Source organism: Kitasatospora sp. NPDC052896, assembly GCF_044547075.1.
In the GTDB taxonomy this organism is placed as follows: Bacteria; Actinomycetota; Actinomycetes; order Streptomycetales; family Streptomycetaceae; genus Kitasatospora.
In genome coordinates, this window is sequence record NZ_JBITZU010000016.1 from 131,762 (window position 1) to 158,264 (window position 26,503).

The 26,503-nt window shown below is 72.7% G+C and carries 26 protein-coding genes; 13 read left to right on the top strand and 13 right to left on the bottom strand.

Features of this window, described 5'->3' with window-relative positions:
* Nucleotides 1–29 precede the first annotated feature (29 nt).
* Nucleotides 30–410 carry a YybH family protein gene (locus ACIGXM_RS26710; RefSeq protein WP_396565090.1) on the bottom strand — a complete coding sequence of 127 codons (381 nt, stop codon included), beginning with the start codon at nucleotides 408–410 and terminating at the stop codon, nucleotides 30–32.
* 112 nt (nucleotides 411–522) lie between these two features.
* Nucleotides 523–1,305 carry an alpha/beta fold hydrolase gene (locus ACIGXM_RS26715; RefSeq protein ID WP_396565092.1) on the bottom strand — a complete coding sequence of 261 codons (783 nt, stop codon included), beginning with the start codon at nucleotides 1,303–1,305 and terminating at the stop codon, nucleotides 523–525.
* Between the two features lie 249 nt (nucleotides 1,306–1,554).
* On the opposite strand from ACIGXM_RS26715, the gene ACIGXM_RS26720 reads away from it, so the two are divergent.
* The 8 genes from ACIGXM_RS26720 to ACIGXM_RS26755 all read left to right on the top strand — a co-directional run bounded on the left by ACIGXM_RS26720 (nucleotide 1,555) and on the right by ACIGXM_RS26755 (nucleotide 9,148).
* The gene (locus ACIGXM_RS26720; RefSeq protein WP_396565094.1) at nucleotides 1,555–2,508 is read left to right on the top strand and encodes a helix-turn-helix domain-containing protein; all 954 of its coding nucleotides are present in this window, start codon (nucleotides 1,555–1,557) and stop codon (nucleotides 2,506–2,508) included.
* Between the two features lie 50 nt (nucleotides 2,509–2,558).
* Nucleotides 2,559–3,107, top strand: coding sequence for a GNAT family N-acetyltransferase (locus tag ACIGXM_RS26725; RefSeq protein ID WP_396565096.1), 549 nt, complete (start codon nucleotides 2,559–2,561; stop codon nucleotides 3,105–3,107).
* Nucleotides 3,108–3,167: 60 nt separating this feature from the next.
* On the top strand, nucleotides 3,168–3,821 hold the full coding sequence (locus ACIGXM_RS26730) for a LysE family translocator (RefSeq protein ID WP_396565098.1): 654 nt from the start codon (nucleotides 3,168–3,170) through the stop codon (nucleotides 3,819–3,821).
* Nucleotides 3,822–3,944: 123 nt separating this feature from the next.
* The gene (locus tag ACIGXM_RS26735) at nucleotides 3,945–5,591 is read left to right on the top strand and encodes a serine/threonine-protein kinase (RefSeq protein ID WP_396565100.1); all 1,647 of its coding nucleotides are present in this window, start codon (nucleotides 3,945–3,947) and stop codon (nucleotides 5,589–5,591) included.
* Between the two features lie 295 nt (nucleotides 5,592–5,886).
* Nucleotides 5,887–6,660, top strand: a complete 774-nt coding sequence (locus ACIGXM_RS26740; RefSeq protein WP_396565102.1) for an amino acid ABC transporter ATP-binding protein — start codon at nucleotides 5,887–5,889, stop codon at nucleotides 6,658–6,660.
* 45 nt (nucleotides 6,661–6,705) lie between these two features.
* The gene (locus ACIGXM_RS26745; protein WP_396565103.1) at nucleotides 6,706–7,656 is read left to right on the top strand and encodes a glutamate ABC transporter substrate-binding protein; all 951 of its coding nucleotides are present in this window, start codon (nucleotides 6,706–6,708) and stop codon (nucleotides 7,654–7,656) included.
* 5 nt (nucleotides 7,657–7,661) lie between these two features.
* Nucleotides 7,662–8,309: an amino acid ABC transporter permease gene (locus tag ACIGXM_RS26750; RefSeq protein WP_396565105.1), complete on the top strand. Its 648-nt coding sequence runs from the start codon at nucleotides 7,662–7,664 to the stop codon at nucleotides 8,307–8,309.
* Nucleotides 8,306–9,148 (top strand): amino acid ABC transporter permease, encoded by an 843-nt coding sequence (locus tag ACIGXM_RS26755; protein WP_396565107.1) that lies wholly within the window; start codon nucleotides 8,306–8,308, stop codon nucleotides 9,146–9,148. The genes ACIGXM_RS26750 and ACIGXM_RS26755 overlap by 4 nt, the downstream gene beginning before the upstream one ends.
* Nucleotides 9,149–9,160: 12 nt before the next feature.
* Here the strand turns inward: ACIGXM_RS26755 and ACIGXM_RS26760 are convergent, their stop codons facing one another.
* The 3 genes from ACIGXM_RS26760 to ACIGXM_RS26770 form a co-directional block, all read right to left on the bottom strand.
* Entirely contained in the window at nucleotides 9,161–9,514 is a 354-nt protein-coding gene (locus ACIGXM_RS26760) for a DUF805 domain-containing protein (RefSeq protein ID WP_396565109.1), read from the bottom strand.
* A gap of 143 nt (nucleotides 9,515–9,657) precedes the next feature.
* Complete coding sequence (locus ACIGXM_RS26765; RefSeq protein ID WP_396565111.1) at nucleotides 9,658–10,320, bottom strand: response regulator; 663 nt, start codon at nucleotides 10,318–10,320, stop codon at nucleotides 9,658–9,660.
* On the bottom strand, nucleotides 10,317–11,999 hold the full coding sequence (locus tag ACIGXM_RS26770; protein WP_396565113.1) for an ATP-binding protein: 1,683 nt from the start codon (nucleotides 11,997–11,999) through the stop codon (nucleotides 10,317–10,319). The genes ACIGXM_RS26765 and ACIGXM_RS26770 overlap by 4 nt, the downstream gene beginning before the upstream one ends.
* Before the next feature lie 155 nt (nucleotides 12,000–12,154).
* On the opposite strand from ACIGXM_RS26770, the gene ACIGXM_RS26775 reads away from it, so the two are divergent.
* Nucleotides 12,155–13,591 carry a gluconate:H+ symporter gene (locus tag ACIGXM_RS26775; protein ID WP_396565115.1) on the top strand — a complete coding sequence of 479 codons (1,437 nt, stop codon included), beginning with the start codon at nucleotides 12,155–12,157 and terminating at the stop codon, nucleotides 13,589–13,591.
* Between the two features lie 3 nt (nucleotides 13,592–13,594).
* Here ACIGXM_RS26775 and ACIGXM_RS26780 read toward each other — a convergent pair whose 3' ends face one another.
* Nucleotides 13,595–14,251 carry a VC0807 family protein gene (locus ACIGXM_RS26780; protein WP_396565117.1) on the bottom strand — a complete coding sequence of 219 codons (657 nt, stop codon included), beginning with the start codon at nucleotides 14,249–14,251 and terminating at the stop codon, nucleotides 13,595–13,597.
* Nucleotides 14,252–14,452: 201 nt separating this feature from the next.
* Between ACIGXM_RS26780 and ACIGXM_RS26785 the strand changes: the two genes are divergently transcribed.
* Both ACIGXM_RS26785 and ACIGXM_RS26790 read left to right on the top strand, forming a co-directional pair.
* Nucleotides 14,453–15,355, top strand: a complete 903-nt coding sequence (locus ACIGXM_RS26785; RefSeq protein ID WP_396565119.1) for an ATP-binding cassette domain-containing protein — start codon at nucleotides 14,453–14,455, stop codon at nucleotides 15,353–15,355.
* Nucleotides 15,352–16,950, top strand: coding sequence for an ABC transporter permease (locus ACIGXM_RS26790; protein WP_396565121.1), 1,599 nt, complete (start codon nucleotides 15,352–15,354; stop codon nucleotides 16,948–16,950). The genes ACIGXM_RS26785 and ACIGXM_RS26790 overlap by 4 nt, the downstream gene beginning before the upstream one ends.
* Nucleotides 16,951–16,998: 48 nt before the next feature.
* Here the strand turns inward: ACIGXM_RS26790 and ACIGXM_RS26795 are convergent, their stop codons facing one another.
* From ACIGXM_RS26795 to ACIGXM_RS26825, 7 genes are all read right to left on the bottom strand, one after another.
* Nucleotides 16,999–17,436, bottom strand: coding sequence for a TIGR03668 family PPOX class F420-dependent oxidoreductase (locus ACIGXM_RS26795; protein WP_396565123.1), 438 nt, complete (start codon nucleotides 17,434–17,436; stop codon nucleotides 16,999–17,001).
* Between the two features lie 13 nt (nucleotides 17,437–17,449).
* Complete coding sequence (locus ACIGXM_RS26800; RefSeq protein WP_396565125.1) at nucleotides 17,450–18,274, bottom strand: LLM class F420-dependent oxidoreductase; 825 nt, start codon at nucleotides 18,272–18,274, stop codon at nucleotides 17,450–17,452.
* 252 nt (nucleotides 18,275–18,526) lie between these two features.
* Nucleotides 18,527–19,579 carry a protein kinase family protein gene (locus ACIGXM_RS26805; protein ID WP_396565127.1) on the bottom strand — a complete coding sequence of 351 codons (1,053 nt, stop codon included), beginning with the start codon at nucleotides 19,577–19,579 and terminating at the stop codon, nucleotides 18,527–18,529.
* Nucleotides 19,580–19,788: 209 nt separating this feature from the next.
* Nucleotides 19,789–20,952, bottom strand: coding sequence for an agmatine/peptidylarginine deiminase (locus tag ACIGXM_RS26810; protein WP_396565151.1), 1,164 nt, complete (start codon nucleotides 20,950–20,952; stop codon nucleotides 19,789–19,791).
* 108 nt (nucleotides 20,953–21,060) lie between these two features.
* Entirely contained in the window at nucleotides 21,061–22,119 is a 1,059-nt protein-coding gene (locus ACIGXM_RS26815) for an agmatine/peptidylarginine deiminase (RefSeq protein ID WP_396565129.1), read from the bottom strand.
* A gap of 276 nt (nucleotides 22,120–22,395) precedes the next feature.
* Complete coding sequence (locus ACIGXM_RS26820) at nucleotides 22,396–22,974, bottom strand: TetR/AcrR family transcriptional regulator (protein ID WP_396565131.1); 579 nt, start codon at nucleotides 22,972–22,974, stop codon at nucleotides 22,396–22,398.
* 127 nt (nucleotides 22,975–23,101) lie between these two features.
* Nucleotides 23,102–23,326 carry a hypothetical protein gene (locus ACIGXM_RS26825; protein ID WP_396565133.1) on the bottom strand — a complete coding sequence of 75 codons (225 nt, stop codon included), beginning with the start codon at nucleotides 23,324–23,326 and terminating at the stop codon, nucleotides 23,102–23,104.
* Nucleotides 23,327–23,396: 70 nt separating this feature from the next.
* Between ACIGXM_RS26825 and ACIGXM_RS26830 the strand changes: the two genes are divergently transcribed.
* On the top strand, nucleotides 23,397–24,563 hold the full coding sequence (locus tag ACIGXM_RS26830) for a 4-hydroxybenzoate 3-monooxygenase (protein WP_396565153.1): 1,167 nt from the start codon (nucleotides 23,397–23,399) through the stop codon (nucleotides 24,561–24,563).
* Between the two features lie 60 nt (nucleotides 24,564–24,623).
* Nucleotides 24,624–26,369: a methyltransferase gene (locus ACIGXM_RS26835; protein WP_396565135.1), complete on the top strand. Its 1,746-nt coding sequence runs from the start codon at nucleotides 24,624–24,626 to the stop codon at nucleotides 26,367–26,369.
* The last annotated feature ends 134 nt before the right edge of the window (nucleotides 26,370–26,503 follow it).

The window sequence follows — 26,503 nt, forward strand, 5'->3', positions numbered from 1 at the left end:
CCCGCCGGACCACGCGGGAGCGGCGCGGGTCAGTCCGTGCCGGTGGGGTTGAGGACGGTGAACCGCCAGGTGCCGTCGGGGTCCCGGCGCGCGACGTTGGCGGTGGTGCCGGTCGCGGTGATCCGGCTGCCGTCGGGGGCCGTCAGTCGCAGCTCCCAGTCGACGACGACCAGGGCGGTCCCGCCGCCGACGAGGACGTGGCGGATGGTGTTGGCGATGCGGGGTTCGGCGGCGAGGGTCTGCTCGACCTCGTGCCGCAGCGCGGCGGCGCCGGTGATCACCTCGCCGGTGACCGTGCGCATGGTGGCGTCCGCGGTGTACAGCGCCAGGACGCGGTCGGCATCGTGGGAGTTCATCGCCTCCTGGAAGGCGACGGGCAGCAGGGCGGGGTCGGTGGGCCGTGCGGGCATGGGCGCTCCGGGGAGGGGCGGATGCGGGATCAGGGGGAGTGGGGCGGTGGTGGATTCCGGCCCGGGTCCCGACGCCGCCGAGGGGGACGGGAACGGGTCCTCCGCGCCCGGGTCAGGCATGGTGTCGCAGGAAGTCGGTCAACGGACCGTTGACCCTGTCGGGGTGGGTGAGGTTCGGAGTGTGTCCCGCGTCCGGCACCACGACCAGGTCCACGGCTCCCGGCAGGCGGTCGCGCAGCATCTGGCCCAGCGGGAGCGGGACGGGCTGGTCGGCCTCGCCGTGCACGATCAGAGCCGGCTGGGTGATCTCGCCGAGACGGGTGGAGACGTCGTCGACGCCCATCAGTACGGCGACCGCGTCCGCCAGCCGCTGCTGGGGCTGCTCCTGCCAGCTGCCCAGCCAGTCCGGGTGGATCTCCGGCTTCCCCAGCAGGATGTCGAGCAGGACCGGAGCCACCGCGGCCGGTCCCCCGGTCCGGAAGCCGTCGCTGATGCCGCCCATCTGGGCCAGGGCCTCCCGCGGCCAGGCCACCGCCGCGGTGTCGATCAGGACCAGGGCCTTGACCCGGTCGGGGGCGCGCAGTGCCGCGCGGAGCGACAGGAACCCACCCTGTGAGTGCCCGACCAGGGTGGCCCGCTCGACGCCGAGGTGGTCGAGCAGGCCCAGCAGGTCGGCGGCGGAATCCCAGTAGGTGTGGAGAGCGCCGTCGTCCTCGGTGCGGCCGTGCAGGCGCTCGTCCCACACCACACAACGGAACCCACCGCGCAGCGCTTCGACCTGCGGCGCCCACATCTGACGGGTCATCAGGTTGCCGTGGCTGAACACGACCACGGGACCGTCACCCCCGCCGTCCTCGCAGTACAGGTGCTGACCGTTGACTGGCGCGAAAGGCATCGGGTGTCTCCTCACGAGGCGGTTGGTGGGCTCGGCGTCCCACTCCGACGGGCCGGCCCGTCGAACGCGTCCAAGATGCCCGGCACGACCGGGACCGGCTTGGCGTGGCGCGCACGCGCCCTTGTCGGGACGCGCACGGGAATCCGCCGGCGGCCGGCGGCGTTGCGGCTCCACGCGGCGTCCGGAAGCAACGTCCGGAAGCAACACCGGAACAGCCCCGTGCGGTGGGCACGGGAGAGAGGGCGGGTCGTGACCGTTCTGCTGCGGACGCAGGACCACGCCGAGGCGGAGCGGCGCGCCTTCTGGCAGGACGTCGTCTGCGACAGCTTCGTACCCGTTCACGTCGAGCCGCTCCAGGACGAGCCGTTCCGGGGGCTGATCAAGGCCGATCGCCTCGGAGCCGTCCTGGTGTCCGAGGTGTCGGCCGACGCGAACCGGGTCGACCGCACGGCACGGCTGATCGCCCGCTCGGAGGGCGAGTACCTCCTCGTGGGCGTGGTCGAACGCGGCAGCGTGGTCGTCAGGCAGGACGGCCGCGAGACGGTGCTGTCCCCCGGGGACATCGCCTGTTACGACACCACCCGTCCCTACACACTCGTGTGCCGCGAGGGCTTCGCGATGCTCGAGTTCATGCTGCCGCACCGACTGGCCCACCTGGACAGTGGCGAGACCGGCGAGTTGACCGCGACGAGGTTCTCCGCCACCGAAGGGCTGGGGGCGCTGGTCTCGCCGTTCCTCAGCCGACTGGCCAGGCACGCGGCCGACTACACCGACAGCGCCGAAAGCCTCTCCCGGACCACGGGGGACCTGCTCGCCACCATGCTCGCCGAACGGCGGACCCGCCCGGACGAGGCTCCGCGGGCGGCTCGTCGCACCACGCTCCTGCGCGTGCGGGCCTACATCGACCAGAACCTGGCCGACCCCGAGCTCTCCCCGGAGCGGATCGCCGCCGCACACCACGTTTCGCTGCGCTACCTGCAGAAGCTCTTCTCCGAGGAGGAGACGACGATCACGGCCTGGATCAGGCGGCGCCGACTGGACGGCTGCCGACGCGATCTGGCCGGTCCGTACGCCGGCAACCGCACCGTCGCCTCGATCGGCGCTCGCTGGGGCTTCCTGGACCCCGCCCACTTCAGCCGTGTCTTCAAGGCGGCCCACGGCCTGAGCCCCAGCGACTACCGGGCCGCCCACCGCCGACGGTGAGGGGCAGGCCGGTGCGGCGTGGACGAGGCGGTGCGACGGTGGATCGGGGGTTGTCGTCCCGTCGCCCGGACGGCAAGCTGGTCGCCGTGACCGCGACCGACTTCGAGCTGCGAGCGCTCGCCCCCGACGACTGGCCCGACTGGCGCGAGCTTCGCCTCGCGGCGCTCGCCGAGGCGCCCTACGCCTTCGGGAGCACCCTGGCGCAGTGGCAGGGCGAGGGCGACCAGGCCGGGCGGTGGCGGGCGCGGTTGGAGATCCCCGGCTCGCACAACCTGATCGCCCTGCTGGACGGCCGTCCGGTCGGCATGGCCAGCGGCGTCCCGGGCGAGCGGCCGGGCGCGGTCGAGCTGATCTCGTTCTGGGTCAGCCCGTCGGGCCGTGGCCGCGCGGTCGGCGACCGCCTGATCGGCGAGGTCGAGCGCTGGGCCGTCGAGCGGGGGGCCGAGGTCCTGGTGCTCGCCGTCAAGGCGGACAACACCCACGCCGTCGCCCTCTACGAGCGCAACGGCTTCGTCGACGTCGGCCCGAGCGAGGACGCCGTCGCGGAGGGCGAGCTGCCCGAGCGCCTGATGTCGAAGCGATTGCTTCAGCGATACTGAAGGATTCCCTGAAGGGATCAGCGCTGGTGCTGAACACTCGTCACCGCTGATCCTTGTCGCATGAGCTACCTGATCGGAACGAACGCGGTCCTCGGCGTCTCGGCGGTGTCGCTCGGCATGGTGCTCACGCCCGGGCCCAACATGATGTACCTGGTCTCGCGGAGCATCACCCAGGGCCGGCGGGCCGGCGCGATCTCGCTGGCCGGCGTCGCCGTCGGCTTCCTGGTCTACCTCGGCGCCGCCAACCTCGGCCTGTCGCTGGTCCTCCTGGCCGTTCCCGCGCTCTACCTGACGGTGAAGCTCGCCGGCGCGGCTTACCTCGGCTGGCTCGCCTGGCGGGCTCTCAGGCCGGGCGGGGCGTCGGTCTTCGCGCCGGGCGAGCTGGCCCCAGACTCGCCCCGCCGCCTGTTCGTCATGGGCCTGCTCACCAACCTGCTGAACCCCAAGATCGCTGTCATGTACCTCTCGCTCATCCCGCAGTTCATCGACGTGCGGGCCGGGCACGTCCTCCCGCAGGGTTTCGTCCTCGGCGGCATCCAGATCGCCGTCAGCCTGACCGTCAACCTCGCGGTCGTCCTGGCCGCCGGCACCATCGCCACCTTCCTCGCCCGCCGTCCTGGCTGGCTCCGCGTCCAGCGCTACCTGATGGGCACGGTCCTCGGTGTCCTGGCCGTCAAGCTGGCGACCGACAGGGCGCCGGCGGCAGTCGCCTGAACGTGCGGTCCGCCGGCCGCGGGTCGGCGGCGCTGTCGAGCCGCCGCTGGTTCCCTCTCCTCGCCTGATCCCCAGCCGCTTCGCTGGTCAGCGCCGTCGGCCCGGCCCCCTACGATGTCGTGCATGACTACTGGGGGGCCGGATCCGCGGCTCATCGACGGCCGCTTCGAACTGCTGCAACGCCTCGGCGGCGGGGGCATGGGCCTGGTCTGGCGGGCACGTGACCACGCGCTGCAGCGCGAGGTCGCGCTCAAGGAGGTCCGCCCGGCCGATCCCGCGACGGCGGCGGCCGATCCGGCGTTGGCCCGGGAGACCCGCGAACGGGTGCTGCGCGAGGCACGGGCGCTGGCCAGGCTGCAGCACCCGAACGTGGCGGTCATCCACCACATCGTGGACGGCACCGAGTCCGAACACCCTTGGCTGGTCATGGAGTTGGTGGCCGGGGGCAGCCTGGCCGACCGGCTGGGCCAGGGACCGCTCAGCGTGCCGGAGGCGGTGCGGATAGGCCGCGGCGTGCTCGGCGCCCTGCGCGCCGCGCACGCCGCCGGCATCCAGCACCGGGACGTCAAGCCCGGCAACGTGCTGCTCCGCCCGGACGGCACCCCGGTGCTCACCGACTTCGGCATCGCCGCGGTGTTCGGCGCCACCGTGCTGACCAGCACCGGAGCGCTGATCGGTTCGCCCGAGTACATGGCCCCCGAGCGGATCCGCGGGGAGGAGGGCAACCCGTCCTCCGATCTGTGGTCGCTCGGCATGATGCTGTACGTCGCCGTCGAGGGGCGCCACCCGCTGCGCCGGAGCACGGTGATCGCCACGCTCGCCGCGATGCTCGACGAACCACTGCCGCCCGCCCGGCACGCCGGCCCGCTCGGACCGCTGCTCGAGACCCTGCTGGCCAAGGACCCGGCGGTGCGCCCGAACGCCGAGCAGCTCGACCGGGCGCTCGCCCAGGCGGGGTACGAGGCCCAGTACGGTGCGCCGGTGGCCCCGCCGGCCTCGCAGCCGACGCCCACCGCCGTCGCCACGCCTGCCCCCACCGCCCCCGTCGCACCCGCACCCGCTGCGACCGCGCAGGTGCCCGCCGACGTGATCCCGCCCGGCAGGAGCCCGCGCGACCCGCGGTACCTGCGGCGCCGGCGGACCGGACTGACCGTCTTCTCCGTCACGGTGATCGCCCTGGTCGGCACCTACGGCTTCATGATGAGACCCGGCGGGTTCGACACCGCCACACAGTCCGACCCCACGGCGACGCCGGCGGCTGCCACACCGACGGCGCCGGTTGCCACGCCGACGACGCCGGCAGCCACGGCCCCCGGTGCGGCCGACCCGCAGGACATGACCACCCCGGACGGTGTACGCGCCACCATCGCGGCGATGCGCTCGACCATGGGCGGTACCCAGGTCTACGAGCTGGACATCCACCAGACCAGCGCGGACGCCCGGGTCCCCGTGGCCGGCAGCACGACGGAGTACGACGACGTCACGTACGTCGACGGCCTGGCGACCCGCCGGCCCGGCAGCGAGGTGACCGACCTCGACAAGCTGGTGGACCTGCAGGACTTCGACTGGGACGCCCTCCCGGCGCTGTGGCAGAAGGCCCAGGAAACCCTGAACGTGCCCAACCCGACGGACCGCTACCTGGTGATCGGCCCCGACCTGATGGACGGCACACCGAGCATCCGCCTCTACCTCGAGAACGCCTACGGCGGCGGGTACCTGGCGGCCGACGAGAAGGGTGATGTGACCAGGACCTATCCGCTGGGGTCCTGACGAGGACGTCGGTCCCGCGACGGTGTGGCCGGACGACGACGCGCCGACGGTGGGGTCGGCGCGCCCGCGGCCGGCCGGGGGAGTGGTGTCGGCCCGGCGTCCGCCGGATCGACGGACTCCGCAACCGGCCCGAACCGCCACCCCGTTGGCCGAATCCCGTCACAACTCGCACAGTGGTGGGCGGGGTTGCCGAGTGCTTCGCCCGTCCGGCGGTACCCGCGTATAACGGTCTGTCATCTTCCGTTCGTCGCAGGGGCTTGACGGGTAAGGATGGCGGTCCGGTGCGAGGAACAGGATGGTGCCCCGAGTGTCCAGCGACAGCGGTCCAGGCCCGGCAGCGCTGCTCCGGCTGCGCGCGGTGAACAAGCACTTCGGGCAGCTGCACGTGCTGCGCGACATCGACCTCGACGTGCACGCGGGCGAGGTGGTCGTGCTGCTCGGCGCCTCCGGCTCCGGCAAGTCGACGCTCTGCCGCTGCGTCAACCGGCTGGAGACCATCGACTCGGGGGAGATCACCCTGGACGGTGTCCCGCTGCCCGCCGAGGGCCGCGAGCTGGCCCGGCTGCGGGCCCAGGTCGGCATGGTCTTCCAGTCCTTCAACCTGTTCGGTCACAAGACGGTGCTGGAGAACATCACCCTCGCGCCGACGAGGGTGCGCGGCGTCCCCAGGGCGGAGGCCGCCGACCGGGCGGTTGAGCTGCTGCGCCGGGTCGGGCTGGCCGACAAGGCCTCCGCCCACCCGGCCCAGCTCTCCGGCGGGCAGCAGCAACGGGTCGCCATCGCCCGGGCGTTGGCGATGGACCCGCGGCTGCTGCTGTTCGACGAGCCGACCTCGGCGCTCGACCCGGAGATGATCACCGAGGTGCTGGAGGTGATGACCGAGCTCGCCGCCGAGGGGATGACCATGCTGGTGGTCACCCATGAGATGGGCTTCGCCCGGCGGGCCGCGGACCGGGTGGTCTTCATGGACCAGGGCGCGATCCTGGAGACCGCGCCGCCCGACGTCTTCTTCGACCGCCCGGGCACCGACCGGGCCCGCGACTTCCTCTCCCGGATCCTGCACCACTGAGGCCGTAGCCACCAGCCACCCCTCGTACCCGAAGGAGTCCTCAGCATGAGCTCGAACCCGACCGCCCGATCCCGCGCCCTCCCGGTCGCGCTGCTCACCGCGGTGCTGCTCACCGGCCTGGCCGCGTGCGGGAGTTCGGCCGAACTGCCGGCCGCCGGCGGCGGCTCGGCCGGCTCGGGCGACGCCTTCCAACAGGTGGTGGACGCCGCCCCGGTGGCCCCCGCCTCGGCGATCCCGCCCGGCAGTTTGATGGCGAGGATCAGGGCCCGCGGCACGCTGAACGTCGGCTCCACCGACGCCGCCGCGCTCTTCTCGCTCAAGGACCCGGTCACCGGCAAGGTCACCGGCTTCGACGCCGGGCTGGCCGACATGCTGGCGACCTACATCATCGGCAAGCCCAGCGTGAACCGGGTCCAGGTCGACGTCACCACCCGCGAAGTGCTGCTGCAGAACGGCACGGTGGACACCGTCATCGCCACCTACACCATCACCCCCGAGCGGGCCAAGAAGGTCGCCTTCGCCGGGCCCTACTACTCCTCGGGCGACGCCATCCTGGTCAAGGCGGACAACACCGGCATCACCAAGGCGGCCGACCTGAACGGCAAGAACGTCTGCACCGAGTCGAGCTCGACCGCCGCGAACGACATCAAGCAGTTCGCGCCGAGCGCCCGGATCATGCTCTTCCAGACCAACGCGGAGTGCCAGCAGGCCGTCGAGCAGGGCCGCGCCGACGCCTACGTGCTGGACCAGGCACTGCTCTTGGGCGACGCCGCGCAGGACAAGAACGTGAAGGTGGTCGGCCAGCCGTTCACCAACGAGCCCTACGGCATCGGGCTGCCGCTGGCCGACCCGCAGTTCAAGAGTTTCGTCAACGACTGGCTGAAGCTGATCGAGACCAACGGCGACTGGGCCAAGCTGTGGAAGGCGACCATCGGCACCGCGCTGTCCGGTGCGGCGCCGACGCCGCCCGCGATCGGCTCGGCCGCGGGGAGCTGACACCGGTGCCGACCGAAACCGGGCCGATGCTGGGCCAACTCGGCCATGGCCTGTTGCTCACCCTGGCGATGACCGGCCTCGCGTTCGCCGGTGCGGTGCTGCTCGGCCTGCTGCTGGCGATCTGCCGGATCAGCCCGGTGCCGCCGCTGCGGCTGGCCGGCGCCGGGTACGTCACGGCGTTCCGCAACATCCCGCTGCTGGTCCTGCTGGTGCTGTTCGTCTTCGGCCTGCCCGAAGTCGGGCTGCTGTACTCGCTGTTCACCACCGTCACGCTGACCATGGCGCTGTACTGGGCGGCCTTCGTCTGCGAGGTGCTGCGGGCCGGCGTGCGGACCGTGCCCCGCGGGCAGATCGAGGCGGCCCGCGCGCTCGGGCTGACCTTCGCCCAGTCGCTGCGGCATGTCATCATCCCGCAGGCACTGCGCTCGATGGTGCAGCCGCTCGGCAACATCTTCATCGGGCTGGCGCTCAGCACCTCGCTGGCCGCCGCCGTGGGGGTGCCCGAACTGACCGGCCAGTCCGAGCTGGTGACGCTGAAGTACGACAACCCGCTGACCAGTTTCGCGGTCACCACCGCGATCTACGTGCTGATCACCCTGTCCACCGGGCTGATCACCGGGCGGATCGAGCGAAGGGTGGCGATCCGACGGTGAACGAGGAGACCCACCTGCTGTTCGACGCGCCCGGCCCGCGCGGCCGCCGGCGGATCCGGATCGCCACACTGCTGTCGCTGCTGCTCCTCGCCGGGCTACTCGCCCTGGCCGTGCGGCAGTTCGCCGTGCACGGGCAGCTCGCGGCCAGTGAGTGGCGGATGTTCACCCAGTGGCCGATCGTCAACTTCCTGCTGGGCGGGATCGGACAGACCCTGATGGTCACGGCGGTCGCCGCGGCGATCGCCTTCCCGGTCGGCGCGCTGGTCGCGTTGGCCCGGCTCAGCCGCAACCGGCCGCTGCGCTGGGTGGCCCGCGGGTACGTCGAGCTGTTCCGCGCCGTGCCGCTGCTGTTGCTGCTCTACGTCTTCCTGTTCGGGCTGCCCCGGGCCGGGCTGACCCTGCCGGTCTTCTGGCAGCTGGTGGTCCCGATCGTGCTGAGCAACGCCGCGGTGCTGGCGGAGCTGTTCCGGGCCGGCGTGCTGGCACTGGACCGCGGCCAGTCGGAGGCCGCGCACAGCCTGGGCATGACCTACTGGCAGGCGATGACCTGGGTGGTGATCCCGCAGGCGGTCCGGCGGCTGGTCCCGGTGCTGGTCAGCCAGCTGGTCCGGCTGCTCAAGGACTCCACCCTGGGCTATGTCGTGAGCTATCTCGAACTGCTCCACAAGGCCCAGGTGCTGGGCGAGTACTACCACAGCGTGCTGCCCACCTACCTGGTGGCGGCGGGCTGCTACGTGGCGATCAACGTGTCGCTCTCCGCCGTCGCGGGGTGGTTGGAGCGACGCCAGGGTCGCCGGGTGGCGCGGGCCGCGCGGGTGCGGCCCGCGCGGCCGCGGTGAGGCGGGGTGGAGTCAGACCCGCGCGGGCAGCGGGTTCGGGCCGTACTTGTTGCTGCCCGGCTGGCTCTCGCCGACCGAGAAGACCAGCAGCGTGATGAAGCCGACCAGCGGGATCACGCCGATCAGGACCCACCAGCCGGTGCGGCTGACGTCGTGCAGCCGGCGGATCAGCACGGCGAGCGAGGGGAGCAGGACCAGCAGGGTGTAGACGCCCTCCAGGGCGAAGCCGACGTTCAGCAGGTTGCCGAGGATCGCCAGCACGGCGTCGATGATGAGGTTGAAGAGGAAGAACATCCAGTACTCCTTGCGGCGCGCCCGGCCGCGGAATCCCACATAGTTCCTCAGGACCGCCAGATACCAGTTCACTGCTGCCCCCATTTGTCCGTTGCCGAGCCCAGTGAACGTATGACCCGGTCAACGGCGGGTCAAGCCAGTGATGTTGACCTGATGCGCGACTGTGATTGTCGGGTGGGCGGCTTCGAGTGGTTTGTGCGGATCCGGGCGGCCCGCTACCCGCCGTTCCAGGAGTAGAGGTGCTCGGGCCGGCCGGCCGCGCCGTAGCGCAGCTCCACCCGGACCGTGCCGTCGGCCGCCAGGTCCGCCAGATAGCGCTGGGCGGTGGGCCGGGAGACGCCGAGCCGGGTGGCGAGTTCGCTCGCGGTGACGGTGCCGGCCGCGCCACGGACGGCGTCCGCGACCAGCTCCCCGGTCGGCGTGGCGCGCGGGCGGCGCGGTCGGCCGCCGCGGTCCGTGCCGTGCAGGGCGCGCAGCGCGCGGTCCACCTGCTCCTGGTCCAGGGTGCGGTCGGCCGCGAGCTGGGCGCGGAACCGGGCGTAGCCGGCCAGCCGGTCGGTCAGCGCGGCGGCGTCGAAGGGCTTGATCAGGTAGCCGACCGCGCCGCCGCCGAGCGCCGCGCGCACCTGTGCGGCGTCCGCGGCGGCCGTCACCATCAGCACGTCACCGGTCAGTCGGGGCAGCAGCTCACTGCCCGGCCGGTCCGGCAGGTACTGGTCGAGCAGCACCAGGTCGGGCCGGAGCGCGCGGTCCAACTCCAGCGCCTGGGCGGCCGATCGTGCGGTGCCCACCACCTCGAAGCCGTCCGCCGCGGCCACGTAGCGCGCGTGCAACTCGGCGACGCGATAGTCGTCGTCCACCACCAGGACCCGGATCACCGCTCTCCTCCCAGGGGTTCGCCGGCCCCGACCGGGGCAGCGGCCTCGGCCGGATGGTCGGCGTCGAGGGGACCGTCGGGGGCCGGCCGCTCCAGCACGCCGGGGATCCGGGCCACGAAGACCGCGCCGTGCCCGTCCCCGCCGGTGCGCTCCAGCCGCAGCTCCCCACCGTGCTTGCCGACCAGCTGGCGGGCCAGGGTGAGGCCGATGCCGTGGCCGTCCCGCTCCTCGGCGGCCCGGGTGGTGAAGCCGCTGCGGAACAGTCGCTCGGCGTCCTGCCCGGCCACCCCGTCCCCGCTGTCGAGCACCGCCACGTGCAGCGTGTCGCCCTCGGTCAGCACGCTCAACTCCACCCACGCGGGCCGCCGTTGGCCGCTCTCGGCGGCCTTGACCGCGTTGTCCAGCAGGTTGCCCAGCACGCTCACCACGTCCAGCGGATCGGTCAGCCGGCGTGGCAGGTGGGAGTCCTCGTCCAGCCGCAGCGCCACGCCGTGCTCCGAGGCGGTCGCGGCCTTCGCAGCCAGCAGCCCGCGCAGGTAGGGATCGGCGAGCCGGGCACCGTCCCGGCCCTCGGTGGCAAGCGGTGCGGCGGCCAACTCCCTCAGGTACGAGCGGGCTTCGGTGGTGGCACCGGTGTCCAGCAGTCCGGCGAGGGTGTGCAGCCGGTTGGTGTACTCGTGTGCCTGGGCGCGCAGCGCGTCCGACAGCGCTCGGAGCGCCGAGCGCTCGCGCGCCAGCTCGTCCAGCTCGGTGCGGTCCCGCAGGGTGAGCACGTGACCGAGGTGCCGCTCGCCGCGCCGGACCGGCTGCGCGGTCACCACCAGGACCCGATCGCCGACCAGCAGTACGCTCTGCCAGAGCTCCTGACGGTCAGTCAGGACGCGTGCCAGGGTGGGTGGCAGGCCCGCGTCGGCCAGCCGGGTGCCCGGTGGCAGCGGGCCGCCGAGCAGTCGGGCCGCCTCCTCGTTGCAGACCGTCACCCGATCGTCCGGGTCCACCGCCAGCACACCGTCGCCCACCCCGTGCAGCACGGCCTGCTGCTCGCGCAGCAGATCGGCCAGCTCGACCGGCTCCAGGCCGAGCGTCTGCCGCTTCAGCCGCCGGGTGAGCAACGCCGCCGCCCCGGCCCCGACCAGCAGCGCCCCGCCCGCGAAGGCGCCCTCCTGGCGGATCAGCGGTCCGGCGGCCCGCAGCGCGGTGCTCAGCCGCACGCCCGTGCTGACCTCACCGATCACCCGCCCGTCCGGGCCGCGCAGCGGCACCTTGGCCCGCGCCGAGTCGCCCAGCGTGCCGCGCTGGATGGACACCGACTCCTGGCCGTCCAGCGCGGTCGGCGCGGTGCTGACCTCCTTGCCCAGCAGCGCCGGGTCGGGGTGCGAGTAGCGGATCCCGTGGCTGTCGGTGACCACCACGAAGAGCATCCCGGTACGCCGCATCACGGCCTCCGCCGCCTGCTGCACCTCGCCCCGCGGGTCGGTGCCGGCCGCGATCCGGTCCACCACCACCGGGTTCTCCGCGGTGGACCGCGCCACCGCGAGCGCCCGCTGCTCGTAGCTCCGCTCGGACGAGGTCCGCAGCAGGTCGGCGGTGAGCGCGAAGCCGCCGCCCAGCACCACGCAGAGCACCGCGACCTGGGCGAGCAGGGTCTGGGTGGCGAGACGGGGACGGCGGCGGAACATGCCGCCCAGGGTACCGCCGTGCACAGAACGCACAGAACGAGCGGAAAGATTTCCGATGACCGCAATCAACGCAATTGCCGGCGCTCTGGCGACGGGCCGCGGCGGACACATACGGTGCCCGGCAGCAGTAAACGGCACGGAGAAAAGGAATACGCATGATGGCAGCGTCGGCATCATCGTCAACACTGGCCGCGCAGGCCGCGAGCAGAGCCGCCACGGCGGCCTGGACCGGCCACGACACGTGGCTGCTGGCCGTGGTCGGGATATCGATCGCGGTGGTCGTGGTGCTGATCAGCTGGTTGAGGGTGCACGCCTTCCTGGCCCTCATGGTCGGTTCCTTCGCCGTTTCGCTGCTCTCCGGAGAGGCCGTCGGAAAGGTCGCGGATTCCTTTGCCACCGGACTCGGGAACATCACCGGAAAAGTCGGCATACTGATCATTCTCGGTGCGGTGCTGGGCCGGCTGATGGCGGATTCCGGGGGCATCGACCAGATCGTGGCCACGCTCACCGGAGCCGTCGGACCCAGGCGGCTGCCGTGGGCGGTGACCCTGGTCGCCTGTCTGGTCGGGCTGTCGATGTTCTTCGAGGTCGGCTTCGTGCTGCTGGTCCCGCTGGTGCTGCAGATCGCCAAGCGGGCCGACTACCCGGTGCTGCGGGTCGGCATCCCGGCGATGGCCGGGCTGGCCACCGTGCACGCGCTGGTGCCGCCGCACCCCGGCGTGCTGGTGGCGATCACCGCGGTGCACGCCCAGATCGGCCTCACCCTGGTCTACGGGCTGATCGTGGCCGTGCCGTGCGCCATCGTGGTCGGGCCGCTCTTCACCGCGTACGCCTGGCCGCGGGTCGCGGCCACCATCCCGGAGTCCGCGCTGGCCGCCTTCACCACGTCGACCACGGCGGGTGACGAGGCCCCGCGCCGGCTGCCGCGCTTCTCGGTGACGCTCGCCACCGTGCTGCTGCCGATCGTCCTGATGATGCTCAAGGCCGGCTGCGACACCTTCGACCTGGTGCACGGCACGCCCTACACCGTCCTGGAGTTCCTCGGCACACCGGTGGTCGCGCTGCTGGTGGCGGTGCTGGTCGCGCTGGGCACCTTCGGCTACGGCCTGGGCTTCTCGCGCGAACGGGTGCGGGAGTCGCTCTCCCGCTCGTTCCCGCCGATCGCCGGGGTGCTGGTGATCGTCGGCGCCGGTGGCGGCTACTCGCAGGCACTGACCGACTCGGGGGTCAACTCCGCGATCGGCCGGGCCGCGGGCCACCTGCACATCCCGCTGCTGCTGCTCGCCTGGCTGGTCGCGGCGCTGATGCGGACGGCGACCGGCTCCGGCACGGTGGCCACCGTCGCGGCGGCCGGCATCGTCGGCCCGCTGGCGCACGGCCTGGGTTCCACCCAGGCGGCCCTGCTGGCGCTCTCCCTCGGTTCCGGTGCGGCGTTCCTCGGCCACGTCAACGACGCCGCGTTCTGGATGTTCAAGGAGTACTTCGGGCTCTCCGTCGGCGGCACCCTGCGGACCTGGACGGTGGCGCACACCCTGCTCTCGTTGACCTCGCTCGCGGGGGTGCTGGCGCTCAACGCGGTGCTGGTCGGTTAGGGCCTAACCGGCGGTCCGCGCCGCGGCCCGCATCCGCTGCCGGTAGCCCCGCGTCCACAGCACCAGCGCACCGACCACGGTGGCCTCGACGGCGGTCGACAGCCCGCTCACCGCCGAGATCGGCAGGGTGAACACCAGCACCAGCCGCACGGCGGCCTCGGCCAGCAGGGCGACCCCCCAGACGGCGGTCAGCTGCCGCCGCGCGCGGCGCACCGCCGGAGTGTCCGGGACCGGGCCGGACGGCAGCCGCCGGGCCAGATAAGCGAGGGCCGGGGTGCGGGTGGCACAGCTGGCCAGGAACACCAGGCCGGCCAACGCGCTGGTGGCCGGGTCGCGGACCAGCAGCAGCCGCTCGTCGTGCGCCAGCAGCGCGATGGTCAGCCCCAGCGCGTACGTGGCGAGCATCAGCCCGGCCACCGCGTCCAGCCGCCGGTTGCGGGTCACGGTCCAGAGCAGCCGGACGACGGCCACGGCGGTGGCGGCCAGCAGCGAGGTGGTCACCGAGCAGCCGATGGCCTGGCTCCCGTAGAAGGTGGCGGGTGACAGTCCGATGTCGCAGGCGAGGCCGATCCTGCTGGCTCGCGCTGCCCGTCCGGCGTCGGTGGTGGCGGTCGCGTCCACCTTCGCCGGAACCGCGTGGACGTTCTGGTGAGAGGTCATGCCACGACGCTACGAATCCGCCGCTCCGGCGGGATCCACCCGGGGACGGAGCGGCGAGCGGAGATTCCGGCGGTGCGCTCTCCACCCGTGGCTGGAGAGCGTCTCCACCTGGCGGCTCAGCATCAAATCCTAATATTCATAAGCCTGTTGCCCGTTCCCGGCACTGCTCGCCGACTGGCGAAAGCGTGTAGCTTCGGCGTCATGACGAGTGTGATCACGGTGTCCGGCCTGGTGAAGACCTTCGGAGCGACCCGCGCCCTGGACGGCCTGGACCTCACCGTCACCCAGGGTGAGGTACACGGCTTCCTGGGCCCCAACGGCTCGGGCAAGTCCACCACCATCCGGGTGCTGCTCGGCCTGCTGCGCGCCGACTCCGGCAGCGCCCGGCTGCTCGGCGGCGACCCGTGGCGGGACGCCGTCGCCCTGCACCGCCGGCTGGCCTACGTCCCCGGCGACGTCACGCTCTGGCGCAACCTCTCCGGCGGCGAGGCGATCGACCTGCTCGGCCGGCTCCGCGGCGGCCTCGACCAGCGCCGACGGGCCGAGTTACTGGACCTCTTCGAGCTGGACCCCACCAAGAAGGGCCGCAGCTACTCCAAGGGCAACCGGCAGAAGGTCGCCCTGGTCGCCGCCCTCGCCTCGGACGTCGAGCTGCTGATCATGGACGAGCCGACCGCGGGCCTCGACCCGGTGATGGAGGACGTCTTCCGGGACTGCATCGAGCAGGAGCGCCGCCGCGGCCGGACCGTGCTGCTCTCCAGCCACCTGCTCGCCGAGGTCGAGGCGCTCTGCGACCGGGTGAGCATCATCCGCAGCGGCCGCACGGTGGAGAGCGGCACCCTCACCGAGCTGCGCCACCTCACCCGCACCTCGGTCGAGGCGGACCTGGCCGCGCCCCCCGACGGCCTGACCGGGCTGCCCGGCCTGCACCACCTGGAGATCCGCGGCAGCCGGGTGCGCTGCCAGGTCGACGCCGACCAACTCACCGATCTGCTGCGCGAGCTCGCCAGGATCGGGGTGCGCAGTCTGGCCAGTCGCCCGCCGACCCTGGAGGAGCTGTTCCTGCGCCACTACCAGGACGCCCCGGCATCGGAGGCCCGGTGAACGGGCTCGCCGGGACCGCCACCCTGTTCCGGCTCGCGCTGCGCCGCGACCGGGTGATGCTGCCGGCGTGGGTCGCCTTCCTCACCGCCGCGGTGGCCTCCACGGCCTACTCCTTCCACCGGCTCTACCCGAACCCGGCCGCCCGCGAGCAGCTGGCCGCCAGCCTGGTCAGCAACAGCTCGCTGCGCGCGCTGTACGGCCCGCTGAACGACCCCAGCACCATCGGCGGCATCACCGCCTGGCGGATGGGCGTCTTCGGACCCGCGCTGGCCGGTCTGATGAGCATCCTGCTGGTGGTCCGGCACACCCGCGCCGAGGAGGAGGACGGCCGGCTGGAGCTGGTCGGCGCCGGCGCGGTCGGCCGCGGGGCCGCGCTCACCGCGGCGTTGCTGACCGCGCTGGGCGCCAACCTGCTGCTCGCCCCGCTGGTCACCGCGGTCCTGCTGGCCTACGGACAGCACTGGGCCGGTTCGCTGGCGTTCGGCGTCGCGATCGCCGCCTGCGGCGTCGTGCTGGCCGCCGTCGCCGCCGTCACCGCGCAGCTCACCGAGACCGGCCGGGCGGCGACCGGCTGGGCCACCACGCTGCTCGGGCTGGCGTACGTGTTGCGCGCGGGTGGCGACTCCGGCCCGCAGTGGCTGAGCCGGCTCTCGCCGATCGGCTGGAGTGAGTGGATCGCGCCGTTCGCCGCCGACCGCTGGTGGGTGCTGGCCGTCCCGCTGACCTGCGCGGCCGTGCTGACCTGCGGCGCGTACCTGCTGGTCGCCCACCGCGACCTGGGCGCCGGCCTGCTCCCGCAGCGGGCCGGCCGGGCCGTCGCCCTCCCCGCGCTGCGCACCCCGCTGGCGCTGGCCTGGCGACTGCAGCGCGGCTCCCTGTACGGCTGGTGCGTCGGCCTCGCGGTGGTCGGCACGGTGATCGGCAGCACCTCCAAGGGCGTGCTCCAACTGATCGAGCACAACCCCGAGCTGGCACGCATCCTGAGCACCACCGACGGCCAGCAGACGATCGTGGACACCTACCTCTCGACCGCGATGGGGCTGATCGGCATGGTCTGCGCGGGCTACGCGGTGCACGCCGTGCTGCGACTGCGCGGCGAGGAGACCGGCGGACGCGCGGAGCCGGTGCTCGCCACCGCCGTCTCCCGGCTGCGCTGGGCGGTCGGCCACCTGCTCTACCCGCTGCTGGGCAGCGCCCTGCTGCTCGCGGTGAGCGGTCTGGCGGCGGGCCTGGCCAAGGGCGTGGTGCTGCGCAACGGAGCCGGCTCGCACGGTTCGGTGCGCGAGGTGGTCGCCGGCGCGCTGGTCCAGCTGCCCGCCGTCTGGCTGACGGCCGCCGCGGCCACCGCCCTGCTCGGCCTGCTGCCGCGCTGGAGCACCCTCGGCTGGGGCGTGCTGGCCTTCTTCGTCCTGGTCGGTTGGCTGGGCCCGGCCCTGCAACTCGGCCAGTGGCTGCTCGACCTGTCGCCCTTCACCCACCTCCCGCGCCTCCCCGGCGGCCCCTTCAAGGCCCAACCCCTGCTCTGGCAGTCCCTGCTGTCCGCCCTCCTCACCGCGGCCGGCCTGCTCGGCCTCCGCCACCGCGACCTGGGCTGAGGCCACGCTCGTGACGGCACCCACCGCGGATCCGGGTCGCACCGGCTGCTACCCGTCCTGTGCGCACCAACCGGTCCAGCGGGTGACGGTGATCGCCACGACCGGGCCCGTGGGGGGCCGGTCGCCGTACTGCCGGCGGTACTTCGCCACGAGCGGGGACACCAGGGCGGCCGAGGCCGGCGACTCGGCGGCGGGCGGCAGGATCCGGGCGCTGCCGTCGGCGCGGGACCACCACAGGCGGGTCCAGTCCTCGTCGTAGTGGTCCGCGAGGAGGGCGACCGCTGGATTGGCCGCGATGTTGGCCAGCCGCCTGAGGTGCTGCGATCGCTTCGGCTTGTGGTCGACCGCGAAGACCACGGTGTCGCCGCGCACGGCGAAGACCACCGGCACCAGGTGCGGGTGGCCCGCCGGGTCCGCCGTCGCGAGTCGGGCCACCCGTTCCCGGGTGAACCGCTCCCTTGCCTGATGTTCCGTCAGATCCGGCACTGGATTGGCCGGTTCAGCGGAAGCGGGCCGCGACCTCGGCCAGCCCGTCCAGGCGCTCCAGGGTCTCCTTCTCGGGGCGGGTCGGCAGGTGGAAGAGCAGCCGCTCGACGTCGAGTGCCGCGTACCGCTCGATCACCTCGGCCTGGTGCGACGCCGTCGTCACGGTGACCGGCACCGCGCGGCCGGCCACTTCGCGCAACCGCTCGATCTGCGGGCCCAGTTCCCGCGGTGGCACGACGCTGGCCAGCCAGGCGTCACCGAACTCCGCGACCCGCTCGAACGCACCCCGACCGCCGCCCACGTAGATCGGCGGGTGCGGGCGCCGTACCGGCTTCGGCCAGCAGAAGACCGGGTCGAAGTCGACGAACTCCCCGTGGAACTCGGCCTGTTCCTCGGTCCACAACGCCCTGATCGCGCGCAGCCGTTCGTTGGCGAGCCGGCCCCGGGTGGTGGGGTCGGTGCCGTGGTTCGCCATCTCCTCGCGGTTCCAGCCGATCCCGACACCGAACACGGCCCGACCGCCGCTGATCAGGTCGAGCGAGGCCACCTCCTTCGCCGTGACGATCGGATCCCGCTGTGCCACCAGTGCGATGCCGGTGCCGAGCAGCAGCCGTTCGGTCACCACGGCGGCCGCGGTGAGCGTGACGAAGGGGTCGAGCGTGCGGTAGTAGACGTCCGGCAGTTCGCCGCCGGCGGGGTAGGGCGTGCGGCGCTCCACCGGGATGTGGGTGTGCTCGGCGACGAACAGCGAGTCGAACGCCCGCTCCTCCAGCGCTCGGGCGAGTGCGGTCGGCGCGATGCCCTGGTCGGTGACGAAGGTGGCGATCCCGAATTCCACGACGGCTCTCCTCCAGATGACGGGCGCTCCGAAGGGCGTCCACGAAGGGCGATCACAGCGGTGGCGGCCAGGCTCTCACACCGACCCCGGATCCCCGGCGTCCGACGCGGCGGACCTCGATGGGTCACCGCACGGCGCGGCCCGCCGCGTGCTGACGACATGTCAGCCGTTGCCGTCAATCGTGCCCGGCAGGATGGCCCGGCGCAACGGGGCGGCGCCGGGGGGTCGCGAAGGGCCGCACCGGCCCCGTGCTCAGGGCGACGCCGTGGCGCGGGCGGCCCGTTCGAGCTCGGCCGCCGGGAACGGCGTCCGCTTGCTCTCGCCGATCAGGCGGCGGCGGAAGCCGTCCAGGATCACGGTGGCCCGGGCGTGCCGCTCGATGATCGCCGCCAACTCGCCCGGCACACCGCCGGGTTGCCGGCCGTCGAGCCACGCGCGCAGGAACGCCGTGGGCTCCGCCCCGCCGCGCAGGCCGTCGAGCAGGTGGTGGCGGAGCAGGTGGCTCGCGGTGTGGTAGCGGTCGTAGGCGCGGTGCTGCGCGAGGAACTCCGTTTCGGCTGTGGAGAGTTCGAAGTCGGAGCTGAGCGCGAGTCCGAAGTCCGCGAAGTAGAGCAGTCGACCGTCGGTCAGGACATTGCGGAAGTGGGTGTCGAAGTGGACGAACCCGCGCCTGGCCATGAAGGCGGTCCCGCGCTCCAGGGCCTGCGCCACCCAAGGGTAGGGCGAAGGATCTCGTTGGTCGTGCAGCCAGTCGGCGAGCGTCTGCGGCACGTGCTCCAGGAAGAGCGCCAGGCTGGCCGTGGACTCCCCGATGGCCTCCAGCCGCTCGCGCACGGCCGGCGAGCCGTCCCAGTACGCGACGGCCCTGGCGACGCTCCCGAACGCGTCGACGAATCCCTCGGGCGGCTGGTCGGGCAGTACCCGCCAGTGGTACATCAGCGGGAAGTTCGGGGACTCCCGGCCGAGGACCCAGTCGGTGGTCATGGTGTGCGCGGCGAGCTCGCGCCAGGCCCCGAACCCGGCCGAGCCCACCCCGTACTGGTAGAACAGCGGCAACCCGAACAGGTTCGCCGTGGACCGCAGGTGCTCCGGCCGCAGCTCCAGGTCCGTCAACGGCACCCGCTTGACGAAGACCCGGGTCCCGCCGACCTCCAGCTCCGCCGACCGGCCGCCGATGCCCGAGCCGAGCGGGACGGCCGCCGCCAACGCCTCGCCGAGCCGGCGATCGCTCAGCAGGGCCAGCCGGGTGGCCACCGCCCGGTAGGTGGCGAACCGCGCTCCGTACCGGGGGTCTGGATCGGGCATCAACGCTCCTCGGTGCCCCGGCCGGGGCGTCGGCGACCGCGCGACAGGGATCCGACCCTATCCGCCGTCCGCACACGGGCGGAAGCCGCTGTCGTGGCCGCCCTCTCGTCCCCCGTGGGGACGCGCGCGGCGAAGCGGATCCTGACTGTCCCGTCAGTATCTTGAGGGCGTCGCTGTGCCTGGCGGAATCCGGCCGCAGAGCCGCACTGTCAGGCGGCGGGCTGGTCGTGGGTGGAGCAGTGGATGCCGCCGCCGCCGGAGGCGATGGTGTCGATCCGGATCGGGACGATCTCGCGGTTCGGGAAGTGGCCCTTCAGGATCTCCCGCGCGCGCTCGTCGGCCTGCTGGTCGCCGAAGAGCGGTAGGTAGACGCCCTTGTCGCCGATGTAGAAGTTCAGGTACGACGAGACGAAGGCATCGCCACGGCCGGTGATCTTGTCGGGGTCGGGCTGCGGGATCTCGACGACCGTCAGCTTCTTGCCGGTCGCGTCGGTGGCGTTCGCCAGGACGGACCGGGCCTGGTCGGCCGAGCGCGACCAGACGTCCGCCGGCAGGCCGGGGAAGGCCTGGTCCAGGAAGACCACGCCGGGGGCGGCGAACCGGGCGAGGCAGTCCACGTGCGCGTCGGTGATGTCCCTGCCGCGCACGCCGGCCAGCCAGATCACCCTGGTCACGCCCAGGGCCCTCTTGAGCTCCTCCTCGACCTGGTCGCGGCTCCTGCCGGGGTTGCGGTTGTCGTTGACGACCGAGCTCTCGGTGACCAGCAGGGTCCCCTGGCCGTCGGTCTCGAAGGAGCCGCCCTCGGCGACGATCGGGGTCCCGATCCGCTCGAAGCCGTACCTGGCCAGTACCGCGCGGGCGATGCCGGCGTCGTTCGCGTGCTGTTGCTTGCCGCCCCAGCCACTGAAGTTGAAGTCGACGCCCTTGACCTTCCCGGCCTCCTCGACGAACACCGGCACGGTGTCGCGCGCCCACAGGTCGTCCACCGGGGTCGAGAGGATCTCGACGTCCGAGCCGCAGGCGTTCTGGGCCGAGGCCTCCTGGCCGGGACTGACGAGCAGGACCACCGGCTCCCGGCCGCCGATCGCCCGCGCGACACTCGTGATGTCCGTGCGGACGGCGTCGAGTTGCCCGCCCCAGATGTCCTGCGACGCGGGCCACGCCATGAACGTGCGCGCGTGCTTCTCCCACTCGGCACCGAGCCTGCGTCCGGGCGCCGCGCCGGTCGGACCACCGGACTGGGCGGACCCGCCGGAGGCCGGTGCGCCGGGGTCGGCCGTGTCGTCGGGGGCGGCGCAGGCCGCGGCGCCGAGCGCGACGACGCCGGCACCGGCGAGGGAGCGCAGCACGGTGCGGCGGGAAAGGGCGGACAGGGCCACGTGGTTCTCCGGGGGTGACGGGTGGAACTGGTACGGGAAGGGGCGGGCCCCGGCGCCACAGGTCGTCGAGGCGTGCGGTCGCACCGCTGTGGTCGGGTGCTGCTACGGGAGCGGTTCCTGCATCGTCGAGCAGTGGATGCCGCCACCGCCCGCCATCAGGCGGTCGACATCGAGCTGGACGACGTCCCGGCCGGGGAAGGCCGCTTCCAGGGTCCGCTTGGCGGCCGCGTCCTTGTAGCCGTCGCCGAACTGGGCGGCGATGACGGCCCCGTTGACGACATGGAAGTTGAGGTACGAGTCGACGAAGTCGGAGCGTCGCGAGCGGACGGTGTCCGGTCCGTCGACGCGGATGACCTCCAGCCGGCGTCCGCGCGCGTCGCTCTCCGCGGTCAGGACGGCGAACTGCTCGCGCGCGTCCCGTGCCCAGACGTCGTTGCGGCCCTCCGGCGGCAGTTGGACCAGCACCAGGCCCGGGCGGACGAAGCGCGAGGTGACGTCGATGTGGTCGTCGGTGACGTCCTTGCCCCTGATGCCGGGCACCCAGATCATCTTGTCCGCGCCGTACGCGTCGAGCACGGCGGCCTCGACATCGTCGCGGCTCCACCCGCGGTTGCGGTTCTTGTTGACCAGGCTGCTCTCGGTCGCCATGACCGTGCCGTCACCGTCGGTCTCGATGCCTCCGCCCTCACCGACGAAGTCGGCGCGGACGAAGGGCAGGCCGTTCAGGTGGGCGAGGTTCTCGGCGACGTGGGCGTCGTCGGTGTGGACCTGCTTCCTGCCCCAGCCGTTGAAGTTCAGCCCGACGGCCTGGAGCCCGCCGCGACCGTCGCGCCGGAAGACCGGCGCGATGTCGCGCATCCACAGGTCGTCCGTCGGGATCGAGCCGATCACGGACACGTCGGGACCGCAGGCGCGACCGGCCTGCGAGACCGAGTACTCGTCCGGTGCGCACATGACCACCGGCTCGTAGCACGCGATCGTGCGGGCGATCAGTGCGATGTCCTCCTGCACGCCGCGCAACCGGCGTCCCCAGACCGACTTGCGCGACGGCCAGGACATCCACGTCCGGGCGTGCGGGACGTCGTCCATGGGCACCCGGGGGCGCGGTGCGGTGCCGAAGAGGCGGTCACCGAGCGAGGGGCGCGGGTGCGGGTCACTCATGGGGATCTCCGGATCGAGTATGGCTCGGCCCACGGACGCTGGCGAACGCCCGGTCAACGGGGAACCGGTCGGCGGATCGGACACGTCCGCAGGGCTGGGTACGGGCGTGCGTGGTCTGCGCGCTCGTGCGCGCTTGACGCGGTAGTGCCGCCCCGGTGAGCCGGGCGGTGCTCTGGACCTGCCTGGCCTGACCGTCGTGCCTCACTGTGACACTGACTGAAAAGTCAGTCAAGTTTCGAGTCGGACGTCGGGGCGGCGGGCCCGTGGCCGGGGCGCCTACGGGCGCAGTCGCGCGACCTCGACGTCGATGGCGGCGGCCATCAGCGCTCGGGCGTGGTCCAGGGGCAGGCCGCCGCTGAGCCAGCGCACGCTCAGCCCCTCCAGCAGGGCGGTGAGCCGCTCGGCCGCGCCGGCCAGTGCCACCGCCGATCCCATGGGCTGAACCCGCCCGAGGATCTCGGCGATCTCCTGCACCCAGACGAGGGTGGCCCGCGCCAGGTCCTCGCGCAGCTCGGGCTCGAAGACCGCGCTGGCGCGCAGCTCCCCCCAGGCCGTGCTGTTCTCCCGCACCTCGGGGGTGTCCTGGAGCTCCAGCAGCAGAGCCTGTTCCAACTCCTCGCGGGCGCTGGGGGGTTCGCCGCCCGCCGCCTGCTGCCTGGTGTAGCGCTCGGCGCGGTCGCTGATGAACTCGAGCGTCTGGCGGAGGATTCCCGTGCGGTCCTTGAAGTGGTAGTAGATCAGCGCGGTGGACACGCCGGCCTCGGCCGCGAGTTCCTCCACGCGAAGACCGCGGACGCCGCGCCGTGCGATCACGCGCGCGGCGGCCTCCATGATTGCTGTTCTACGACCGGCCATGGTCCGATACCCTACGCGACCGCCGGGTGGCCCACTGACTGGATTGCCAGGAGGCGAGGGCCGCTGGCGCGCCGTGCCGACCACCGGCTCCTTCGGGGGTGTCGGCGCTGTCGCGGGGGAGCGGGGTTCAGTCGGAACCCCGCTCGGCGTGGATGCCGCCTTCGAGCAGGTGCCGGGTGTGGTCCAGCGACAGGAAGCCACTGAGCCAGCGGACGCCGAGGCCCTCGATGAGGGCCGTCAGGCGTTCGGCGGCGGCCGCGTGCGCGGGGGCCGTGCCCAGCGGCTCGGCCCGTCCCTGGCGGCCGCTCCGCATTTTGTGCGCCCATTCGGGTGATTTCAGCGGTTCGCGCATTCCCTGGTGATTACGATCCACTCCTGTGACGAAAAGTCAGAAGCACGGAACGGCCCGGGACAAGGCTGACGTGGTCATCCTCGGTGCCGGGCCGGCCGGGCTCGTCCTCGGGAACCTCCTGCACGGCAGCGGGATCGACTGCGTCATCCTGGAGCGCGCCAGCCGTGCGCACGTCCAGACCCGGGCACGCGCCGGCTTCCTCGCCGCGAACACCGCACGGGTCCTGGAACGGCACGGGCTGGCCGAGGGCCTGCGCCGGCGCGGCCAGGAGCACAGCGTCTGCGAGTTCCGCACCGAGGACGGCCGCTTCCGCCTGGACTACAGCCTCCTCGGCCGGGGCGAGCGGCACACCGTCTACCCGCAGCAGGATCTGGTCACGGATCTGCTGACGCGGTTCCTGGACGCCGGTGGGCGGATCCGGTTCGGGACCGAAGCGGTGGCCGTGCTCGGTGCGGACAGCGCGCGGCCCTCGGCAGCGGTACGCGAGGCGGACGGTCACCCCAGGCGGTGGCAGGCCAGGTACGTCGCCGGCTGCGACGGCCGGCGCGGCGCGGCGCGGCGCTCGCTTCCCCCCGGTGCGGTCCACCGCCACCACCGCGACCACGGCGTGTCCTGGCTCGGCCTGCTCGCCGAGGCGCCACCGAGCCTCGACGCCGTGGGGTACGCGGTACACCCCCGGGGTTTCGCCGGGCACATGGCGCGCTCCCCGGAGGTCACGCGCTACTACCTGCAGTGCGAGCGCGGCAGCTCGGCCAACGCGTGGTCCCAGGACCGGATCTGGGACGAACTCGCGTTGCGGATGCGCGCGACGGACCACGGTCCCCTGCGTCGGGGCCGCATCGTCCAGCGGAGCGTCGTCGACCTGGAGTCCGACGTGCTCGAACCCCTGCGCCACGGCTCGCTCTTCCTGGTGGGCGACGCCGCGAGTGTGATCAGCCCCTCGGCCGCGAAGGGCGCGAACCTCGCGGTCCTGGAGGCGGAGATCCTCGCCCGTGCCCTGATCGACGACCTCGTGCGCGGCGATCCCGAACCGCTCGACCGCTACTCGGCGCAGTGCCTGACGCACATCTGGCGTGCGCAGGAGTTCTCGCACTGGATGATCCGGCTGCTGCACGACACACCCGGCCCGGACGGCGACCGGTCGTTCCAGGCCGCCCTGCGCCGCTCCCGCCTCGAGTCGTTGCGCACCTCGCGCACCCACCAGGACTGGTTCGCCGAGAACTACGTCGGCGTATGAAGCCCGTTCCGCCATTCCACCCGATCACCGCAACGAACTGGAATTGAGGATGTCCTCGCGATGACGACGACGACTCTCCTCGGCGACACGGCCCGCCTGCGCGCGACGGCCGACTTCGTCAGGGAGCACGACACCACCACGCTGCTCCCGCTCCTGCTGCCGGGCCTCGACGGCCTCGAACTGCGGGCGCTGGCGGACCGCTGCCGCTTCGCGCACGCCGCACTGCTCGTCTTCCCGCCGGACCATCAGGCGCTGCGCGCGGAGCTGACCGCGTGCGGGCTGGCCGCCGACACGGTGCCGCAGCCGAGCGTCGTGGTCCGGGAGCGGTTGGCCTCACGGCACGGCCGCGACGTGGCTGAGCTCGATGTGAGGATTCTGCGCCCCGAGGTGCACGGCCCCGACGGCGAGCGCCGGATGGTCGAGGTGTTCACGCTGACCGTCCCGCCGGACTCGGAGCTGGCCGAGATCGCCGCGCACGAGCGCACCGAGGACCACGAGGCGCACCTGGCCTTCGAGGTCGGGCAGCCGGATCCGCTGGTGCTGCGCGGCCTGTGCGCGATCCTCGAGCGGCACGGAGCCGTCGCCGACGGCGGTGGGTACAACCCGAACGAGGACGGCACGGTGTTCTACTTCACCGTCCCCGCCGTCTCGAAGGTCGGATACCGGCGGGTGGAACTCTACGCGGGCGGCGATCACCGGGACGTGCTCGCCGCCCACCTGGAGGAGCACCGTGCGCGGCAGCCGGCCGAAACGCTTCTGCGCCTGCTGACCGGTGCCTGGACGACCCAGGCCCTGGCGACGAGCGCGCAGCTGCGGCTGCCCGACGCCATGGACACCCGAACCGGCATCGGTGCCGAGGTGTTGGCACGGGCCGTCGGCGCCCACCCGGACAGCGTCGCGAGGCTGCTGCGCTACCTCGCGATGCTCGGTGCGGTGGCAGAGGACCGGGACGGCTTCCGGCTGACCGGACTCGGAACGCTGCTGCGCGCCGACGCCCCCGGCTCGATGCGGTCGCTGGCCCTGATGTACGGCGGCCCGTTCTACCACTCCTTCGCACTCCTCCCGCACGCCGTGCGAACCGGGGAGACCGCCTTCGAGCAGCTCTTCGGTGAGAACCACTTCGACTACTTCGCCCGTCACCCCGAACTCGCCGACCGGTTCGACCAGTCCATGGCCGCGAGCTCACGCATGTTCGAACCGCTCCCCGCGCACCCGGTCCTCACGGCGGCGGGGGCGGCGACCGGCCCCAGGACCGTCGTCGACATCGCGGGCGGGAACGGGGCACTGCTCGGCCGCATCCTGACCGCGCACCCGAACCTCCACGGCACCCTGCTCGAACGCCCACACGTTCTCGAGGCCGCGCGCCGCTCGCTCGACGCGACCGGCGCCGGCGAACGCTGCACCTACCACCCGGGCGACTTCGCCGACGTACCAGCGGGCGCGGACGTCTACATCCTCTCCCGCGTCCTGCACGACTGGGACGACGACCGTTGCCTGGAGATCCTGCGCCACTGCGCCCGCGCCATGCCCGCGCACGCGGACCTGCTCGTCATCGAACGCCTGCTGCCCACCGACGGCTCGACCTCACTGGCGACCTCCTGGGACCTCCACATGATGTGCAACGTCGGCGGCCGCGAACGCCACGCCGACCACTACGCCCAGTTGTTCGACCGCGCCGGACTCCACCTCGTGGGTCACTCCCCGCTGCCACTGGACGCCACCGTGATGCACGCCCGCAAGCCCGCCGTCCCGGCCCCCGCACAGCGGCGCGGTGAGATCGAGCGGGGCGGCCCGGGCGAGGGGTGACCGTCGGGTCGTCGATCACCTGGGAGGGGCCGGCCAAGCCGCTTGGGTTCTAGGAGTTGTTGCAACACCCCAGTTCAGGGGATGCATTGGACTTCGAGATCCGTGAGGACCGGACGCCTCAGGGCCCGCGGAAG

What these genes read in the sequence shown, in the direction of transcription:
- ACIGXM_RS26775 (WP_396565115.1), top strand. Translation starts at nt 12,155, where the DNA reads ATGATGGCAGCGTCGGCATCATCGTCAACACTGGCCGCGCAGGCCGCG.
- ACIGXM_RS26780 (WP_396565117.1), bottom strand. Translation starts at nt 14,251, where the DNA reads ATGACCTCTCACCAGAACGTCCACGCGGTTCCGGCGAAGGTGGACGCG.
- ACIGXM_RS26805 (WP_396565127.1), bottom strand. Translation starts at nt 19,579, where the DNA reads ATGCCCGATCCAGACCCCCGGTACGGAGCGCGGTTCGCCACCTACCGG.
- ACIGXM_RS26745 (WP_396565103.1), top strand. Translation starts at nt 6,706, where the DNA reads ATGAGCTCGAACCCGACCGCCCGATCCCGCGCCCTCCCGGTCGCGCTG.
- ACIGXM_RS26740 (WP_396565102.1), top strand. Translation starts at nt 5,887, where the DNA reads ATGGTGCCCCGAGTGTCCAGCGACAGCGGTCCAGGCCCGGCAGCGCTG.
- ACIGXM_RS26715 (WP_396565092.1), bottom strand. Translation starts at nt 1,305, where the DNA reads ATGCCTTTCGCGCCAGTCAACGGTCAGCACCTGTACTGCGAGGACGGC.
- ACIGXM_RS26730 (WP_396565098.1), top strand. Translation starts at nt 3,168, where the DNA reads ATGAGCTACCTGATCGGAACGAACGCGGTCCTCGGCGTCTCGGCGGTG.
- ACIGXM_RS26820 (WP_396565131.1), bottom strand. Translation starts at nt 22,974, where the DNA reads ATGGCCGGTCGTAGAACAGCAATCATGGAGGCCGCCGCGCGCGTGATC.
- ACIGXM_RS26735 (WP_396565100.1), top strand. Translation starts at nt 3,945, where the DNA reads ATGACTACTGGGGGGCCGGATCCGCGGCTCATCGACGGCCGCTTCGAA.
- ACIGXM_RS26815 (WP_396565129.1), bottom strand. Translation starts at nt 22,119, where the DNA reads ATGAGTGACCCGCACCCGCGCCCCTCGCTCGGTGACCGCCTCTTCGGC.
- ACIGXM_RS26785 (WP_396565119.1), top strand. Translation starts at nt 14,453, where the DNA reads ATGACGAGTGTGATCACGGTGTCCGGCCTGGTGAAGACCTTCGGAGCG.
- ACIGXM_RS26710 (WP_396565090.1), bottom strand. Translation starts at nt 410, where the DNA reads ATGCCCGCACGGCCCACCGACCCCGCCCTGCTGCCCGTCGCCTTCCAG.
- ACIGXM_RS26835 (WP_396565135.1), top strand. Translation starts at nt 24,624, where the DNA reads ATGACGACGACGACTCTCCTCGGCGACACGGCCCGCCTGCGCGCGACG.
- ACIGXM_RS26825 (WP_396565133.1), bottom strand. Translation starts at nt 23,326, where the DNA reads ATGCGCGAACCGCTGAAATCACCCGAATGGGCGCACAAAATGCGGAGC.
- ACIGXM_RS26770 (WP_396565113.1), bottom strand. Translation starts at nt 11,999, where the DNA reads ATGTTCCGCCGCCGTCCCCGTCTCGCCACCCAGACCCTGCTCGCCCAG.